The following is a 16,109-nucleotide window of genomic DNA, read 5'->3' on the forward strand; positions in this document are numbered from 1 at the left end:
GTTAATAAATTACTCGTCACCGAACCAGCAAACGTTACGCGCGGCCATAATCAGGTCGCCCGCTTCCTGCTCGGAAAGCTCGGTAATTTCAACTAGTTCATCAATGCCTTGCTCAGCTAGATCTTCTAAAGTAATCACCCCTTTACTTGCCATGACAAAGGCAAGGTGACGATCAAGTCCTTCAAGATTCAATAAGTCTTCAGCTGGCTCAGCACCTTCTAGCGATTCTTCGTCTTTCAACGCTTTCGTTGTTAATGCATCTTTAGCGCGGTTACGTAGCTCTTCAACAGTCTCTTCATCAAGACCATCAATTTCTAGGAACTCGCTAGTAGGTACATAGGCCACTTCTTCAAGCGTTGAGAAGCCCTCGCCGATTAATAATTCAGCGAAGTCGTCATCAATATCCAACCCTTCAGTGAATAGGTTGATAAGTTTGTCTGATTCTTCACGGTTTTTAGATTCCATATCTTCAACCGTCATCACGTTCAGTTCCCAACCAGTAAGTTGGCTCGCTAAACGCACGTTTTGTCCGTTACGACCAATGGCCTGTGCGAGATTATCGGCCTCAACAGCAATATCCATTGAGCGCGAATCTTCGTCCATAACAATGGATGCGACCTCAGCGGGTGCCATCGCATTAATAACGAATTGTGCTGGGTTATCATCGTATAACACGATGTCCACGCGCTCGCCGCCAAGCTCTGTAGAGACAGCTTGCACACGCGCACCTCGCATACCGACACATGCACCCACAGGGTCAATGCGCTTATCATTCGATTTTACTGCAATTTTGGCACGTGAACCTGGGTCACGCGCTGCTGAGCGTAGCTCGATCATTTCTTCGCCAATCTCCGGCACCTCAATGCGGAATAGTTCCATCAGCATCTCAGGTTTAGAGCGAGTGACGAACAATTGCGCGCCGCGCGCTTCAGGGCGCACTGCATAGAGTAAACCACGAACACGGTCACCCGGACGGAAATTTTCGCGCGGTAACATATCTTCACGATAAATAACGGCTTCGGCATTGTTGCCTAAATCAAGCACGATGGCGTCGCGGCTGGCTTTTTTCACCACGCCAGTGACTAACTCACCTTCTTGATCTTTATACGCTTCAACCACTAAGGCGCGTTCTGCTTCACGCACTTTTTGGACGATAACTTGCTTCGCCATTTGCGTGGTGATACGGTCAAACTTAATAGATTCAATCTGTTCTTCAACAAAATCACCAAGCTGGATTTCAGGCTCTTCTACCTGCGCCGCTTCGAGGGTAATCTCGCGATATGGGTGTTCTAGGCTGCCATCTTCTAGCGCCTCAGCCACCTGCCAACGACGGAACGTATCGTATTCACCGGTTTTGCGGTCGATAGATACACGCACATCGATATCACCGTCATGTTTTTTCTTTGTTGCGGTCGCTAGTGCGAACTCTAATGCTTCAAAAATTTTCTCTTTGGGGACCGCTTTTTCATTGGAAACGGCTTCCGCCACCAATAGGATTTCTTTTGCCATAGGTATTGCCTCGCTTGCCCTATTCCTTTCGCACTGAAATTAAAATTTGGCGATGATATTGGCACGCTCAACGTTGCTGATCATCAACATAAACTCTTGATTATCAACGTTGATAGTGACCATATCACCATTAACTGCTACTAAGTCGCCCTTAAAATTACGGCGACCATCTTGTGGAAGCTTGGTACGCAAGCGTACTTCTTCACCCACTGCTTGTTGGTAATGTTCTGGTTTGAACAGTGGACGATCAACGCCTGGCGATGACACTTCCAAGTCGTATTCGTTGGTAATGGGGTCTTCTACATCGAGAATCGCGCTCACCTGTCGACTTACATCTGCACAATTATCCACAGTAATGCCATCTGGATGGTCAATATACACACGTAATGTGGAATGGCGACCCGCTTGAATAAATTCAAGCCCCAGTAGCTCGAAGTCTAAGGCTTCAACTGCCGGTGTTAACATGTCAGTTAATGTTTGCTCGAGCTTTGTCACGAAACTCCTCCATAGAAACAAAAAAAGGGCTTAAGCCCCATTTTTCAAGTACAGATACAACAACGCCCCGAACCAAGCGGGGCGTCACACCGGAGATATTCGTAGTACGAAGATCTCCTGATCTTCTGAGCGGCCTAGGGCCAAGCTTGGCTGCGGGCTATATCTGCACGATAAAAACCGCTGCAACGTTTAGCAAAGTTGCCTTGGCTAAACGCAAAACGCGCATTACTAAGAATGCGCGAACATCAAATAAAACAAAGCCAACGTAAAGACAACCTTGTTTGAAAATCTGCTGCATGAGAGATACGGCTGCATCACCTCATTCGTGGCGACTATTATAGAGGTAAGGTTTATATTTAGCAACCACCTAGCATGACTAAAGGCCAGTATTAACAAGGCCTTTACAATAAAAAAGCCAAGCAGATGCTTGGCTTTTTTAATTTGGTGCCGTGGGCGGGACTTGAACCCGCACGAGCATAGCTCACCACCCCCTCAAGATGGCGTGTCTACCAATTCCACCACCACGGCTTAATTTTTTAGTTTGGCACGTCTGGATTCGTGCTCTTAGGCTCTTCTACTGGTACATCAGATGCTTCTTCAGTCACCGTCTGTGCAGCAGGTGCTGATTCTAGGTTTTCCCACTCGTCGGTCTTTTTAATTTGACCCGCAGTTAGGTTACCTAGCACGATGCTTAGCACAAAGAAGATAGTTGCTAATACTGTGGTTGTCTTAGTCATAAAGTTACCAGCACCTGACGAACCGAAAACGGTTGCCGATGCACCTGCACCAAATGAAGACCCCATATCAGCGCCTTTACCTTGTTGAATTAGCACGAAACCAACCAGTGCAATTGCAACAATCAAATAAATTACTAATAGAATTTCGTACATTTAATATTATCCTTTTGCACTTTCACAGATGCTGACAAAAGCGCCTGTTTTTAGACTTGCACCGCCGATAAGGCCGCCGTCTATATCTTGTTGTGCAAATAATTCTTCACTATTCTTTTCGTTTACGCTACCGCCATACAATATGCGTAAGCCTTGTGATAGGCCCTGATCTTGCTGGGCAATTTTATCACGAATAAACTGGTGTATGTCTTGAGCTTGCTGCGGCGATGCAGTTTTACCTGTGCCTATAGCCCAAACCGGCTCGTATGCTATCACAGATTGTGATAATGCAGCCACACCTAATTTTTGGATTACCGCGTCAATTTGAGCACTAATCACTGATTCTGTTTCACCCTGTTCACGTTGCTGCTCGGTCTCTCCGACACACAGCACAGGGATAAGGCCCTGCTGTTGCGCCATAGCAAACTTATTTGCTACGTCTTCGTCAGACTCACCAAAAACATGGCGACGCTCAGAGTGCCCAACTAAGGTGTAAGTGACACCTAGCTGTTTAGCCAGCGCCGCTTGAGTCTCCCCAGTGTAAGCGCCCGCTTCATATTCAGACACAGTCTGCACACCCGTTTGCAAGCCTAATTTTACAGCTTCTGCTGCTAATAGGGCGGGAACAAACAGTGCCACATCGACTTCTTGGCTATTAATATCTTCTAAAACATTAGCCATTTCATTGAGCAATGTTTGAGAACCATTTAACTTCCAATTACCAGCCACTAAAGGCTTACGTGATGCCATGTTTTACTCCATGTCTGAAAGCGGACGAGATAGTACCCCGAGTCATTTCAACTTACAAGTAGTTATTTATGCAAACTTGTTTAACTGCTCACACTTTCAACAACTTGCGCTATTTTACTACTTAAATCCAGTACTTGTTTTTCGTGCTCAGCTTCAACCATCACACGAACCACCGGCTCAGTACCCGATTTACGTAGCAGTACCCGCCCTTTACCGGCGAGTTCCTGTTCAACCTCAGCGACAACCTGTTGCACAGTGGCTGCTTGTGTTGGGTCACTACCCGGTGCATAGCGCACGTTAATCATATTCATCGGGTATTTAACAAACCCTTGCCCTAAATCGCGCAATGTTTTGTTCGTCGTGACCATAGCCGCAAGTACTTGCAAGCTGGAAATAATACCGTCACCGGTGCTGATTAAATCTAAGTTCAGCACGTGGCCTGAACTTTCACCGCCGATTTTCCACCCTTTTTGCTTTAATAGTTCCATCACATAACGGTCACCCACTTTCGAGCGAGCAAAGTCTATTCCTTTCTCTTTAAGGGCATTTTCAAGACCCATGTTGGACATCACCGTACCTACCACGCCACCACCAAGCTCTCCTTGATGGTGCAGTGCGCTGGCAATGATGTAAACGATATCATCGCCATCAAACACTTGTCCTTTGTGGTCGACCATCATCACCCGATCGCCGTCACCGTCATAAGCAATCCCTACATCGGCCTGCTCTTCAAGCACTTTGCGTTTCAGTGCGGATACATCGGTGGCGCCACACTCAGCATTTATATTCAAGCCATTCGGCTGACAAGCATAAGGGATCACCTCTGCACCCAGCTCTTGCATAACAGCAGGCGCAATGTGATAGGTTGCGCCATTGGCACAATCGAGGACTATTTTAAGCCCTTCTAAAGAATGGCCTTGCGGGAACTGCCCTTTACAAAATTCAATATAGCGGCCATCGGCACTTACCAGACGTCGCGCTTTACCCAGCTTTTCAGAAGGCACACAGGTCATATCACTGTCGAGCATGGCTTCTATTTCAAGTTCAATATCGTCGGCTAGTTTAAGGCCATCGCTGGAGAAAAACTTAATACCGTTATCGTGATAAGGGTTGTGTGAAGCACTTATGACAATGCCCGCTTCCGCTCTAAAGGTTTGCGTTAAATAAGCAACCGCTGGTGTTGGCATTGGACCAAGTAAGACGACATCAATGCCCGCTGCGATAAGCCCGGCCTCTAAAGAGGTCTCAAGTAAGTAACCGGAAATGCGGGTGTCTTTCCCGATAATAACTTTCCTCGTTCCCGTTTTAGAGAGAACTTTACCAGCCGCCCAGCCTAGTTTAAGAGCAAATTCTGGCGTTATCGGGTATTCACCAACCTGACCTCGCACGCCATCGGTGCCAAAATATTTACGTGTTGTACTCATGTTTTCTCCTAATCTTGTACTTGCAAAGGGGCCTGGGTGGCTTGGAAAACCTTTACAATATCCGTTGTTTCTTGCACATCATGCACGCGCACAATGCGCGCGCCCTTTTGCATACAGATTAATGCGCCCGCTAAGCTTGCGCTGAGACGCTGATCTGCATCTCGATTTAATAATTTCCCGAACATTGATTTGCGCGACAGGCCAGTGAGTACTGGGTATCCTAGTTGCTGTAGTTGCTCAAGCTCACTCAATAATTGATAGTTATGTTGCAGTGATTTACCAAAGCCAAAGCCGGGGTCGATAATAATGTTCGTTTTACTTATTCCAGCTTCGATACATTGCCGCGCTCGCTCATGTAAAAACGTGCCCACCTCTTTGGTGACATCATGGTAATCAGGGGCATTTTGCATTGAGCGTGGTTGCCCGCGCATGTGCATAATGCACACAGGAACCTGAGCGCTGGCTGCTGCGCTGAGTGCCCCAGGTTCTTGCAGCGCGCGCACATCGTTGATGATATCTGCACCGGCCTGAACCGCCGCTGTCATCACGCCGGCCTTACTGGTATCAATGGAAATGACGCAATCACTGCGCTCGCGAATGGCGTTAATCACTGGGACCACCCGCTGCAACTCTTCTTGTTCAGCGACATCGTCTGCGCCTGGGCGTGTTGATTCGCCGCCCACATCAATAATAGTGGCGCCCTGCTCTAACATCGTTAGGGCACGTTTGACAGCGTTGTCTAGGGTATTGTGTTGGCCGCCATCGGAGAAGGAGTCCGGTGTGACATTTAAAATCCCCATGACTTGGGGAGTACTGAGATCCAAATAACGATCTCGAGGAAGTGTTAACCTTGTCATTACTTACTCTGTCTATGAAGGTCTTCCAAGTACCGGTTAATCAATGGCTAACTTGGGGAAAGGAAAAGCCCCAAACTGTGTTGGGGCTATTGGTTTTTACTCTTTGTCGTCAGAGTTCGGCTTATCGACGTTATTATCGTCTTGCGCCGTTGCTTCATCGGCCAGCTCACCTTGCGATTTAGCTTTGGCATCTGCTGGAGGCTTCTGATCGTGGGCATCACGTGGTGGACGCACCTCACGACGCTCCATCAAATCATCGATTTGCAGCGCATCAATGGTCTCATACTTCATCAATGCGTCTTTCATGGCATGCAGGATATCAATGTTATCACGCAAGATTTGCTCTGCACGCTCGTAGTTTCTATCTGAGATATCACGGACTTCTGAATCAATCAGTTTGGCTGTGTCATCAGACATGCTGGCACTGCGTGATGAGCCTCGGCCCATAAACACCTCGCCTTCTTCTTCAGCGTACAGTAGCGGGCCCATTTTCGCGCTTAAGCCCCACTGGGTCACCATCTTACGAGCAATTTCAGTGGCACGCTCAATGTCGTTACTAGCACCCGTTGTCACTTTCTCATCGCCATAAATAATGGCTTCAGCAATACGGCCGCCGTACAAGCTAGAAATCATTGATTCCAAGTGCTCTTTTGAGTGGCTCACTCGGTCTTGCTCTGGCAAGTACATGGTGACACCCAAGGCACGGCCACGAGGAATAATTGACACTTTGTACACTGGGTCGTGCTCTGGCACGATACGCCCAACAATAGCGTGACCGGCTTCGTGATACGCGGTCATCTCTTTTTCTTCCTCAGACATCACCATTGATTTGCGCTCTGCGCCCATCATGATTTTATCTTTGGCGGCATCAAATTCAGCCATGCTGACAACACGCTTGTTACCACGAGCAGCGAATAGTGCGGCTTCGTTCACAAGGTTGGCTAAGTCAGCACCAGAGAAACCAGGCGTTCCTCGAGCAATAACCGAGGCTTCTACATTATCGGCCAATGGCACTTTTCGCATGTGCACTTTTAGGATCTGCTCACGACCGCGAATATCTGGTAAACCAACGACCACCTGACGGTCGAAGCGACCTGGGCGAAGTAATGCAGGGTCCAGTACATCCGGACGGTTGGTTGCAGCGATAACGATAATACCTTCATTACCTTCAAAACCATCCATCTCTACCAGCATTTGGTTCAAGGTTTGCTCACGTTCATCGTGACCACCACCCATACCAGCACCCCGTTGGCGACCTACGGCGTCAATCTCATCGATAAAGATGATGCAAGGAGCGGCCTTTTTCGCTTGCTCAAACATGTCGCGCACCCGGGATGCACCCACGCCCACGAACATCTCAACGAAGTCAGAACCTGAAATTGTAAAAAACGGCACTTTCGCTTCACCAGCAACAGCTTTAGCGAGCAAGGTTTTACCTGTACCAGGAGGGCCTACCATGAGTACGCCCTTAGGAATACTGCCGCCCAACTTTTGGAACTTGGATGGGTCGCGCAAGAAATCCACTAGCTCGGTAACGTCCTCTTTGGCTTCATCGCAACCAGCAACATCAGCGAAAGTAGTCTTCACCTGATCTTCGCTCATTAAACGAGCCTTACTTTTGCCAAAGGACATCGCGCCTTTGCCGCCACCACCTTGCATTTGTCGCATGAAGAATATCCATACGCCAATAAGCAGTAACATTGGGAACCAGGAAATGAAAATGCTTGCCAGTAAGGACTGCTCTTCAGGTTGAACACCTTTTACGTTGACATCATTTTTGAGTAAGTCATTGATAAGGTCTTCGTCATACATAGGCATGATTGTTTGAAAACGCTCACCACTGGTTTTAACTCCAGTGATTGCGCCTGTTCCACGGTCTATCACGACTTCGCGCAACGAACCGCTGCGTACATCCTTGACGAATTGTGTGTAACTCGTTTGCCTGTCTAAATTGTCGGAGCCGTTAAAGCTTTGAAAAACCGACATCAAAACAACGGCAATAACCAGCCATAGTATTAAATTCTTTGCCATATCACTCAAGGTGTTAACCTCTTGTATCCAAATTAATTAAATTCAACTTTTCCCGACAACTGTACTACAGTTTGTAGCCCGTAGCTACTACATATACCTCACGGGAACGTGGGCGCGACGCATCGGGTTTACGTATTTTTACAGTGCGAAAGCTGTCACGAACGTCTTTTACAAACTGATCAAAGCCCTCGCCTTGAAACACTTTAACCGCAAAGGCACCGTTTTTCTTTAGCACTTGGTGGCACATATCCAGTGCCAACTCTACCAGATACATGCTTCCCGCTTGGTCGGTACTCATATTACCGCTCATATTCGGGGCCATATCCGAGAACACCACATCGACGTTCTGCCCATCTATACGCTCGAGCAACGCATTTAGCACAGCCTCTTCGCGAAAATCGCCTTGTAAAAAGTCGACCCCAGCCAAAGAGTCCATCGGCAGGATATCACAGGCGATAACCTGACCCTTGTCGCCTACCTTCTGCGCCAAGTACTGTGACCAACTTCCTGGGGCCGCGCCTAAATCGACGACTGCCATGCCGGGTTTAAGTAATTTGTCTTTGTTTTGGATTTCATCAAGTTTGAAAACCGCGCGCGACCGCCATCCTTGCTTTTGCGCTTCATGCACATAATGGTCGTCGAAATGCTCTTTCAACCATCGCTGGGAGCTCGCCGAGTGCTTCTTATTCGCCATAAATTAACACGCAACTAAAATAGTAATATCTGCTAGATGGCGTTAGAATACCGATAATTCAAGCTCGAATCAGCAAAATTTGAAAATCTATGAAACTATCGAATAAACAGAAGCAATACCTAAAAAGCCTCGCACACCCACTTAAGCCAGTGGTTTTGTTGGGTGCTAACGGCCTGACCGAAGGGGTGATTGCCGAAATCGACAGTGCTTTGGACATCCATGAGCTCATTAAGGTCAGAGTGCCAACCAGTGATAGAGAAACTAAAGCACTTATTTTTGATGCCATCATCCGTGAAACGGGTGCCTACAAAGTGCAAAGCATTGGTCATATTTTAACTATTTATCGCCAAAGCGAAGAGCGTAAGATTCAGCTACCTCGCGGGTAGTCACGAACGCTTATAAAAAAGGTCGGCTCATGCCGACCTTTTTTATTTCAACGCCCACTTTTATGCCGGTTGTGACATCGCCAGCAACTGATCAAGAAATTGCGTGGTCAACTCGTTAATTAAACCTGTTTCGGCATTCAGCAGCAGACTAAAACCCACATTTAAACGGGGGATCACCACAATATCGGTGCGATAGCCCTGCACCCAACCACTGTGATAAAAGATGGTCTCATCATCATAATCATAGATACGCCAACCCAGGCCATAATGTGCCTCATTTACATGTTTTCGCCACACGCGACGATAGCGCTCCTTTTTGGTCACCGTGTAAGGACGCACTTGTGCCTGTAACGCCTCAGGCGGCAGCACACTGGGGTACATGCCAAGCTGTGCTTTAAGCCACTGCACCATGTCTGCGGCGCTGGCATTGACGCCTGCCGCTGGGGAGACCTTGTAGTAATTTTTCTTTAACCGCGCCGTATGCCAACGTTTTCGCCCACGCACATGGGGGTAAGCAAAGTTTTCATCCCGCACCATCCCCTCATAACCAATACTGGCATGACGCATACGTAATGGTTTAAATATAAACTCTTGCATCCATGTTTCGTACTCTAAGCCGCTGGCATTACGAATCACATCACCGACCATAGCAAACATCACATTTTGATACCCATAGCACTGCCCTGGTGTGCATAATGGCTCAACTTTCAATAACTTTGAGACGATATCTGGATAGTCCATGCGTGATTCAATGAGGTTATCATAGGCGTTAGGCACTAACCCGCTGGAGTGACTTAATAGATGGGCGACTTTTAAATTGTCCCTATAAACGGTATCATTGAACGCGGGTAAATATTTTTGCACCGGTGCATCTAGATTGAGTACACCTTGCGCCGCCAGCTTGGCAGCTAACGAACCGGTAAATGTTTTTGAGACCGAGGCAAGTCGAAAACGGGTATTTACGTCCACTTGTCGGCCTTTTCTTATTTTTGTTTTACCAAATCCTAAGGCAATGGAAGGAAAGTCAGGGTGAACAATAGAAAGCGCGGCCCCGGGCACTTTTTTTTGCTCCAGTTGACGTTCTAAGCTCGCCACATAATTATCAACAAACCGGTGCCATTGTTTAGCATCGGTTGCCTCGGTGAACGGTGGCTGTTGTTCAGCATAAGAAAATGCACTAAACGCAGCAACAAAGAGAATAACTAAGAACTTCATTTTCATTATTATAGTTATGGCAATGCTGAATCATAATCGCAGAATAATATCATGAAGTTTACAGTAAACTCACGTACAATGCTGCGGTTCAACTTGCTGGGATATGAGTGAATGAGTGTAATTGAGAGTTATGGCACTATGAACAAGCATTTATTAGTAACTGCCTTTAGCGCGTCAGTGCTATTGGCCAGTGGTTGCACCACTATGGAAACGACCTTGGCACCGGTCCCTGAAAAAGTACGGATGCCAATTAAACCAAGCCTAAGTGAGCGCACCTACATACTCGAGTATCAATACGCGCACCAAGCGCCGCGTGTGAAATCAGTGCAATTGCCCGCACACCCTATTACACGTGGCCAAAGTGTGGTCATCGAAAGTGAACAGGTGGCATTAACTGAGCGCCTGCGCAATCGCCTAGTGGCTATTTTAAATGATAAGCAACTAACGGTGATCAGTGACCGTAAGCAAGCCGATTATGTATTGAGCATAAACCAGCTAGATATCAGTGAAACCGAAAGTATCGAATATCAACTTGCTAACGCCACCGTGTTTGGCGAAAGTGATTTGGCGCAGCAGTTTACCACCAAACAGTGCAGCAATATTCTTGGCTCTGTGAGCATGAAGCTTTCCCATCAAAGCTCTCAAGATGTTGTATGGTTTGCTAAATCGTCAATAGACACCGCCAGTTTCCAACGTAACCCCCTACGCTACAAGCTGGTAATGTCTGATCACATAGAAAACCTTGAGCAAGTGCAACAGTTTGTAAATACTCACAATGCACCCGATGCGATGCAAAAACGAGGGGCTCAGCCAGCACCGCAAGCACCTCAATACATAGTACGCACGAAAAGTTCAGGCTTAAGTAAAATAGCAGGAGCCTGTGAGCAAGCTGAAGTCAGTGCTTTAGTCCCTGATTTACATTACTATTTAAGTGGTATTTTGCTAGAGAAGATCAACGTAAACTAGTCCCCTTTGGTCACGCATGGCGGCTTGCTGCCATGCTACATTTTCTTACAGACTTGGCCGCTGGAGATCGGTACACTGGAAAATAAAAAACCATTACCACTATGCGCGCCTTAATCTCCCTCATTATTTTACTTGTTAGTTTTGCTGTCTCTGCGAGTAACCGCTATTACTCAGATAATCGTCTTGAACCACAACAGGGTTTTAACTGGGACTGGAGCGTAGGTCTGGGCTACTACGTCGAGGACTCGTACCTTGTCGGTTTGGACTCTTACGATGATGGCCTTGAACCCAATATTAACTTAGTGCTCAGCTACGATAAGTTTTACCTCGACGTCGACAATAGCCAACTCAGTGGTGGCATGGTCATTGGCTATTCACTCATCGATAAATATGACTGGGGCTTGGATATTCTTGGCACCAATGTGCAATCCGGTTTTGATGAAACAGGCTTAAAGTTATACGACCGAGATGTGATCGATGCCCTCGCGGGTATCGACCGACGTCACTATGATTTTGACATGGGTATTAGGCTATCGCGGCGCTTTGAGAGCAGCCAATTATCTTTTGAGTTACTTCATGATGTCACTGATACCCACAACGACTGGGTATTTACCACGTTTCTATCGAGCATTCAGCAATATCGCAACTGGGAGTTTCGAGGTGGTCTAGGATTTAATGTGTATGGTCGTGAGTTTAGCGATTATTACTTTGGTATCGATGAGCATGAAAGCACCGAATCTCGACCGTATTATAAGCCAGATATCGCATACGCGGTCATGCTAGAGCTCCATGCTGAGCACCCACTATCACAGAATTGGGTATTCCTTGCAGGCTGGTTATCAACCTATTTCTCGGGTGAGATCAGTGACAGCCCTATCATTTCTCAATCATATCAGCATAAAGCCAAGGTAGGCGTGCGTTATGTGTTTTAGATTAGCCCTCGCCCTCATCGGCACAACCGTGTTCCCGAGTGCGTCCTTAGCACAGCAAACAACGCCGCCAACGCACGCTTTATTGGCAACGCCCAATACCTGTGTAGCACTGCGTCAAGGCCGCACCTGTTATTCTGATATTGAGTTGCAATGGCAAGTGGCCAATGACGCAGCTTACTGCATCCGTGAACAAACTAAGCAGCAACCTCTGCATTGCTGGCAAGGACAACGTCAAGGCTATATTATCGTCGATTTTGCCAGCCCTAAAGCCGTGCGCTTTGAACTCTTTCCAAGAGCATCAGGCGAGACCATTGCTGACACCGAAGTGCGAGTGCAGTGGGTTTATACCAATGGACAGAAAAAACGTCGCTGGAGATTATTTTAGATGCAGCAATCACCCCATATTCTTGTTGTTGAAGACGACCTTTCTCTTAGCGAGTGGATGCAAGACTTCCTAAGCCAAAATGGCTATCAGGTCGGCTGCTGTGGTAACGGCAAGGAAGTAGAAGGCTATGTACAAAGTCATCATCCTGATTTGGTGTTACTCGATGTCATGCTTCCAGGAATGGATGGCATAAGTGTCTGTACACGCTTACGGAAATTTTATCAGCAGCCGATTATTATGTTGACTGCGCGCGATGATGAATTAGATGAAGTCATCGGCCTTGAAGTGGGTGCTAGCGACTATATCGCCAAGCCGGTACGCCCTCGAGTTCTGCTCGCTCGCATTAAAGCAGCGTTACGCCAAGGCAGCGACGAGCAAGCCCCCAAAAAAGAACGCGAGAGCATTCAAGTGGGCGGTCTGAGAATCGATACTGAAGCGCGACGCGTCAGTTTTAACAATAACGAGGTGGCACTGTCGAATGCCGAATTTGCCTTGCTCTGTTACCTTGCCCAGCATGCCGGTGAAGTGGTAGACAGAGATTCCGTGTTTCGTGCCGTTAAGGGACGAGAATACGATGGCCTTGACCGCAGTATTGATGTGGTGGTCTCGGCGCTGCGCAAACACTTTAATGACAATGGCAATAAGCCGCAGCGCATTAAAACCATATGGGGCAAAGGGTACTTGTTAGTGAAGGATGCGTGGAGTTAGCTCCTAATCGTGCGTTTATATGAAAAAACTGTACTTATCTTTGTTGTGCACAGCGTTAATTTCTGTGGTGTTGCTAAGCTGGCTTATCGACAGCTTCGCTAGTGGCCCAACGCAACAGGATGACTTCACACAACAACGGCAAGTGCTTGCAGGAATGGTCTCTTACCTGAGTGAGTACGAGGCGAAAAATCAGCAGCAAGGATTGGATGCGCTAAACCAACACTTCAAACTCGATATCGGTCTTGAGAATAACGCTACGTTAGCCCTTCCCCCTTCTTTAATCACTCAGCTGTATAGTAATTCCGGACTGGTACTTGCGGATAACAAGGGCCTTTATTTAGTGCGCGCTGCCGACAGCTTGCATGGTAAGCACCTCACCATGCGCCTACCCAAACCCAAAGCGGCGGTTCATGACTTGCTACTCACGGTGTTATTCTACACTGGGGTCAGCTTGTGTATGTGGCTCCCTCTTATCCCCCTCACCCGTCGTATTAGTGTGCTCTCTAATGTAACTCAACAGTTTGCTGACGGTCATTTAGAAAAACGTATTAGCGCCAGCCGCTGGAGCTATACCACACAATTAGAGCGACGCTTCAATGCCATGGCGGAGCAAATTAATGCGCTACTGGATGAGAATAAACTGATGGCGTCGAGCCTCTCTCATGACATTCGTACACCCATTGCCTGCCTGCGCTTTGGCTTGGATGCGGCAATTGAAAGCGATGACCAAGGCGCACAACAGCGCTACCTCCAGCGTATGGAAAAAGATTTAGACACCATGGAGTCGATGCTAAGCAGCTACCTGAGCTACGCGGCTCTGCAACAGCAAACCCAACAATTAACTTATAGCCAGACGAGCGCGTCGCTCTACTTGCACGATATTTGCGAGCAATTACAAGCGCAAGCGAAGGCCAATGGGCAACATATTGAGGTACGCTGCTCAAGTGCATTAAAAATAAACGCCGACCTGCACTGGCTGGCGCGAGCATTGATTAATATTTTGGCTAATGCTCTTCGCTATGCACACCAATCAGTAACCGTCTGTGCAGATATTAACGGTCACTTTCTAGCGATTACGATTGAAGATGACGGCCCCGGGATCCCTCAGGCAGAACGTGCGGCAATATTAAAACCTTTCTATCAAAGTGCCAAACACCGCTCTGCACAGGGTTATGGATTAGGCTTGGCTATATGTCAAAAAGTCATGGTCTGGCATCACGGCTACTTAGAAGTGAGTGAATCAAACTCTTTAGGTGGGGCAAAATTCACCCTTAAATTACCTCTGTAACCTTCAATTTACATTCTCCACACTGAATCACACTTGGTCGCAAATAAGCTCAAACAGCGAGATTACGGCCCTTTATGATAGGCGACCTTTTTTCTATGTACAGCGCGCTTTACCCTGCTATACGGGCAATAAATGCCCCCGTGAGCTTTTTATTTCATGAAAATTACAGTAGATTGGGAGCGCCGTTCACCTACAGAGAAATATAATAATATGAGTGCGTCGCGTGGGGAGTTTAGCTCCCGTTTTGGTTTTATAATGGCCGCTGCTGGCTCAGCGGTCGGACTCGGTAATATTTGGGGCTTCCCCACCCAAACAGCCTCCAATGGCGGGGCTGCTTTTGTATTGGCTTATTTAGTATTGGCGTTTTGCTTAGCCTATCCCGCACTGATGGCGGAATTGGTCGTTGGTCGCTATGGTCAGGCCAATGCGGTGACATCGCTTAAGAAGGTGTCGAACCATCGCTGGCAACACCCCTTAGCCTTTATTGTTGGCTTTGGCGGCATCATTTGTGCGGGGTTAATTTTAAGCTTTTACGCCATAGTGGCGGGTTGGATGATCAGCTTCACTGCTGAGCCGGTAGCGCAACTAGCCGGGCAGAACGAGGCTGCTAATTGGCTGACTAGCCAGTCACTGTCACGCAACTTACTCTTTGCAGGCGGCTTTATTCTACTGACCGTGATGATCATTAGTAAGGGCGTTGAAAATGGCATTGAAAAGTGGTCGAAACGATTGATGCCAGCGTTACTAGCGATTTTATTTGCTCTGATCGCCTACGTAATGAGCCAAGACGGCGCGACACAGGGATTAAAGAACTACTTGCTGCCTGACTTCTCTGCGCTATTTGAACCGGCGCTGTTGGTCAGTGCTTTAGGCCAAGCATTCTTCTCGCTGTCGTTGGGCACCAGTGTGATGATCATTTATGGCTCGTATATTTCTAAAAGCGAAAACCTCGTTACCCTCGGTGCATCGGTTACCTTAATTGACGTGTTTATAGCTTTTGTTGCTGGCCTTTTGATAATCCCAGCGATGTACGTAGCACAAGCCCAAGGTGTTGAAATATTTGATGCCTCTGGCAAATTACTTTCTGAAGACACGCTGGTCTTTCAAGTGTTACCGGCACTTTTTGACTCCATGGGAAGTGCGGGGCTGTATGTGGGTTTTGCCTTTTTCGCCTTGATGAGTATCGCCGCGCTAACCTCGTCTATTTCCATGCTTGAAGCACCTGTGTCTTATACCGTTGAGAAGTTTGGCCTTAACCGCCGCCCAGCAACCTGGGTGATCGGCGTACTGATTTGTTTAGTGAGCTTCACCATCATTTTCAACTTTGAGCAACTATTTGGCTTCGTGATTGCGCTAACAACGCGCTTCGGACAGCCCCTACTTGGACTTATGTGTTGTGTTTTTGTGGGATGGATTTGGCATCGAGCCTCACTGCTCAAAGAAATTCAGTCTGGTTGCCCTGAGGCAGCGAATAGCTGGTTCTGGAAAATCTGGCCTTGGTATATCAAGTTCGTTTGCCCCATTTGTATTTCCTTGGTATTTATCAACTCGCTGCGCTAACAGCCTAGCTAGTCAGCCG

16 protein-coding genes and 1 tRNA gene are annotated in these 16,109 nt (G+C 47.5%); 7 read left to right on the forward strand and 10 right to left on the reverse strand.

Features of this window, described 5'->3' with window-relative positions; translation table 11 throughout:
- Positions 1-9: 9 nt before the first annotated feature.
- The 9 genes from nusA to rlmE form a co-directional block, all read right to left on the reverse strand.
- Entirely contained in the window at positions 10-1,509 is a 1,500-nt protein-coding gene (gene nusA, locus EXT46_RS11265; protein ID WP_022945698.1) for a transcription termination factor NusA, read from the reverse strand.
- Between the two features lie 39 nt (positions 1,510-1,548).
- Positions 1,549-2,004, reverse strand: coding sequence for a ribosome maturation factor RimP (rimP, locus tag EXT46_RS11270; protein WP_022945699.1), 456 nt, complete (start codon positions 2,002-2,004; stop codon positions 1,549-1,551).
- A gap of 442 nt (positions 2,005-2,446) precedes the next feature.
- Positions 2,447-2,532: transfer RNA gene (locus tag EXT46_RS11275), tRNA-Leu, on the reverse strand.
- A gap of 8 nt (positions 2,533-2,540) precedes the next feature.
- Positions 2,541-2,894, reverse strand: a complete 354-nt coding sequence (gene secG / locus EXT46_RS11280; protein ID WP_053910337.1) for a preprotein translocase subunit SecG — start codon at positions 2,892-2,894, stop codon at positions 2,541-2,543.
- A 6-nt stretch (positions 2,895-2,900) separates the two neighbouring features.
- Positions 2,901-3,644: a triose-phosphate isomerase gene (gene tpiA / locus EXT46_RS11285; protein ID WP_053910336.1), complete on the reverse strand. Its 744-nt coding sequence runs from the start codon at positions 3,642-3,644 to the stop codon at positions 2,901-2,903.
- An 80-nt stretch (positions 3,645-3,724) separates the two neighbouring features.
- Positions 3,725-5,068, reverse strand: coding sequence for a phosphoglucosamine mutase (gene glmM / locus EXT46_RS11290; RefSeq protein ID WP_053910335.1), 1,344 nt, complete (start codon positions 5,066-5,068; stop codon positions 3,725-3,727).
- A gap of 8 nt (positions 5,069-5,076) precedes the next feature.
- On the reverse strand, positions 5,077-5,925 hold the full coding sequence (gene folP, locus EXT46_RS11295) for a dihydropteroate synthase (protein ID WP_130147336.1): 849 nt from the start codon (positions 5,923-5,925) through the stop codon (positions 5,077-5,079).
- 96 nt (positions 5,926-6,021) lie between these two features.
- Positions 6,022-7,956, reverse strand: a complete 1,935-nt coding sequence (gene ftsH, locus EXT46_RS11300; protein WP_130147338.1) for an ATP-dependent zinc metalloprotease FtsH — start codon at positions 7,954-7,956, stop codon at positions 6,022-6,024.
- 64 nt (positions 7,957-8,020) lie between these two features.
- Positions 8,021-8,650, reverse strand: coding sequence for a 23S rRNA (uridine(2552)-2'-O)-methyltransferase RlmE (gene rlmE, locus EXT46_RS11305; protein ID WP_053910333.1), 630 nt, complete (start codon positions 8,648-8,650; stop codon positions 8,021-8,023).
- Between the two features lie 89 nt (positions 8,651-8,739).
- On the opposite strand from rlmE, the gene yhbY reads away from it, so the two are divergent.
- Positions 8,740-9,036 (forward strand): ribosome assembly RNA-binding protein YhbY, encoded by a 297-nt coding sequence (gene yhbY / locus EXT46_RS11310; RefSeq protein ID WP_022945707.1) that lies wholly within the window; start codon positions 8,740-8,742, stop codon positions 9,034-9,036.
- 60 nt (positions 9,037-9,096) lie between these two features.
- On the opposite strand, the gene EXT46_RS11315 is transcribed toward yhbY, so the two are convergent.
- On the reverse strand, positions 9,097-10,251 hold the full coding sequence (locus tag EXT46_RS11315; RefSeq protein WP_026111214.1) for a serine hydrolase domain-containing protein: 1,155 nt from the start codon (positions 10,249-10,251) through the stop codon (positions 9,097-9,099).
- Positions 10,252-10,362: 111 nt separating this feature from the next.
- Here EXT46_RS11315 and EXT46_RS11320 point away from each other — a divergent pair, with 111 nt between their 5' ends.
- From EXT46_RS11320 to EXT46_RS11345, 6 genes are all read left to right on the forward strand, one after another.
- Positions 10,363-11,217, forward strand: a complete 855-nt coding sequence (locus tag EXT46_RS11320; protein ID WP_052698096.1) for a hypothetical protein — start codon at positions 10,363-10,365, stop codon at positions 11,215-11,217.
- A 101-nt stretch (positions 11,218-11,318) separates the two neighbouring features.
- Positions 11,319-12,149 (forward strand): MipA/OmpV family protein, encoded by an 831-nt coding sequence (locus tag EXT46_RS11325; protein ID WP_130147340.1) that lies wholly within the window; start codon positions 11,319-11,321, stop codon positions 12,147-12,149.
- Positions 12,139-12,534: a DUF3019 domain-containing protein gene (locus tag EXT46_RS11330; RefSeq protein ID WP_045978164.1), complete on the forward strand. Its 396-nt coding sequence runs from the start codon at positions 12,139-12,141 to the stop codon at positions 12,532-12,534. Before EXT46_RS11325 ends, EXT46_RS11330 begins: the two co-directional genes overlap by 11 nt.
- Positions 12,535-13,242, forward strand: coding sequence for a response regulator transcription factor (locus tag EXT46_RS11335; RefSeq protein WP_130147342.1), 708 nt, complete (start codon positions 12,535-12,537; stop codon positions 13,240-13,242).
- Positions 13,243-13,261: 19 nt separating this feature from the next.
- Positions 13,262-14,530 (forward strand): ATP-binding protein, encoded by a 1,269-nt coding sequence (locus EXT46_RS11340; RefSeq protein ID WP_130147344.1) that lies wholly within the window; start codon positions 13,262-13,264, stop codon positions 14,528-14,530.
- Positions 14,531-14,740: 210 nt separating this feature from the next.
- A complete protein-coding gene (locus EXT46_RS11345; RefSeq protein ID WP_130147346.1) occupies positions 14,741-16,090 on the forward strand; it encodes a sodium-dependent transporter in 1,350 nt (449 codons plus the stop codon).
- The last annotated feature ends 19 nt before the right edge of the window (positions 16,091-16,109 follow it).

The sequence above is a fragment of the Pseudoalteromonas sp. CO325X genome (genome assembly GCF_004208955.1).
GTDB lineage: Bacteria > Pseudomonadota > Gammaproteobacteria > Enterobacterales > Alteromonadaceae > Pseudoalteromonas > Pseudoalteromonas ruthenica.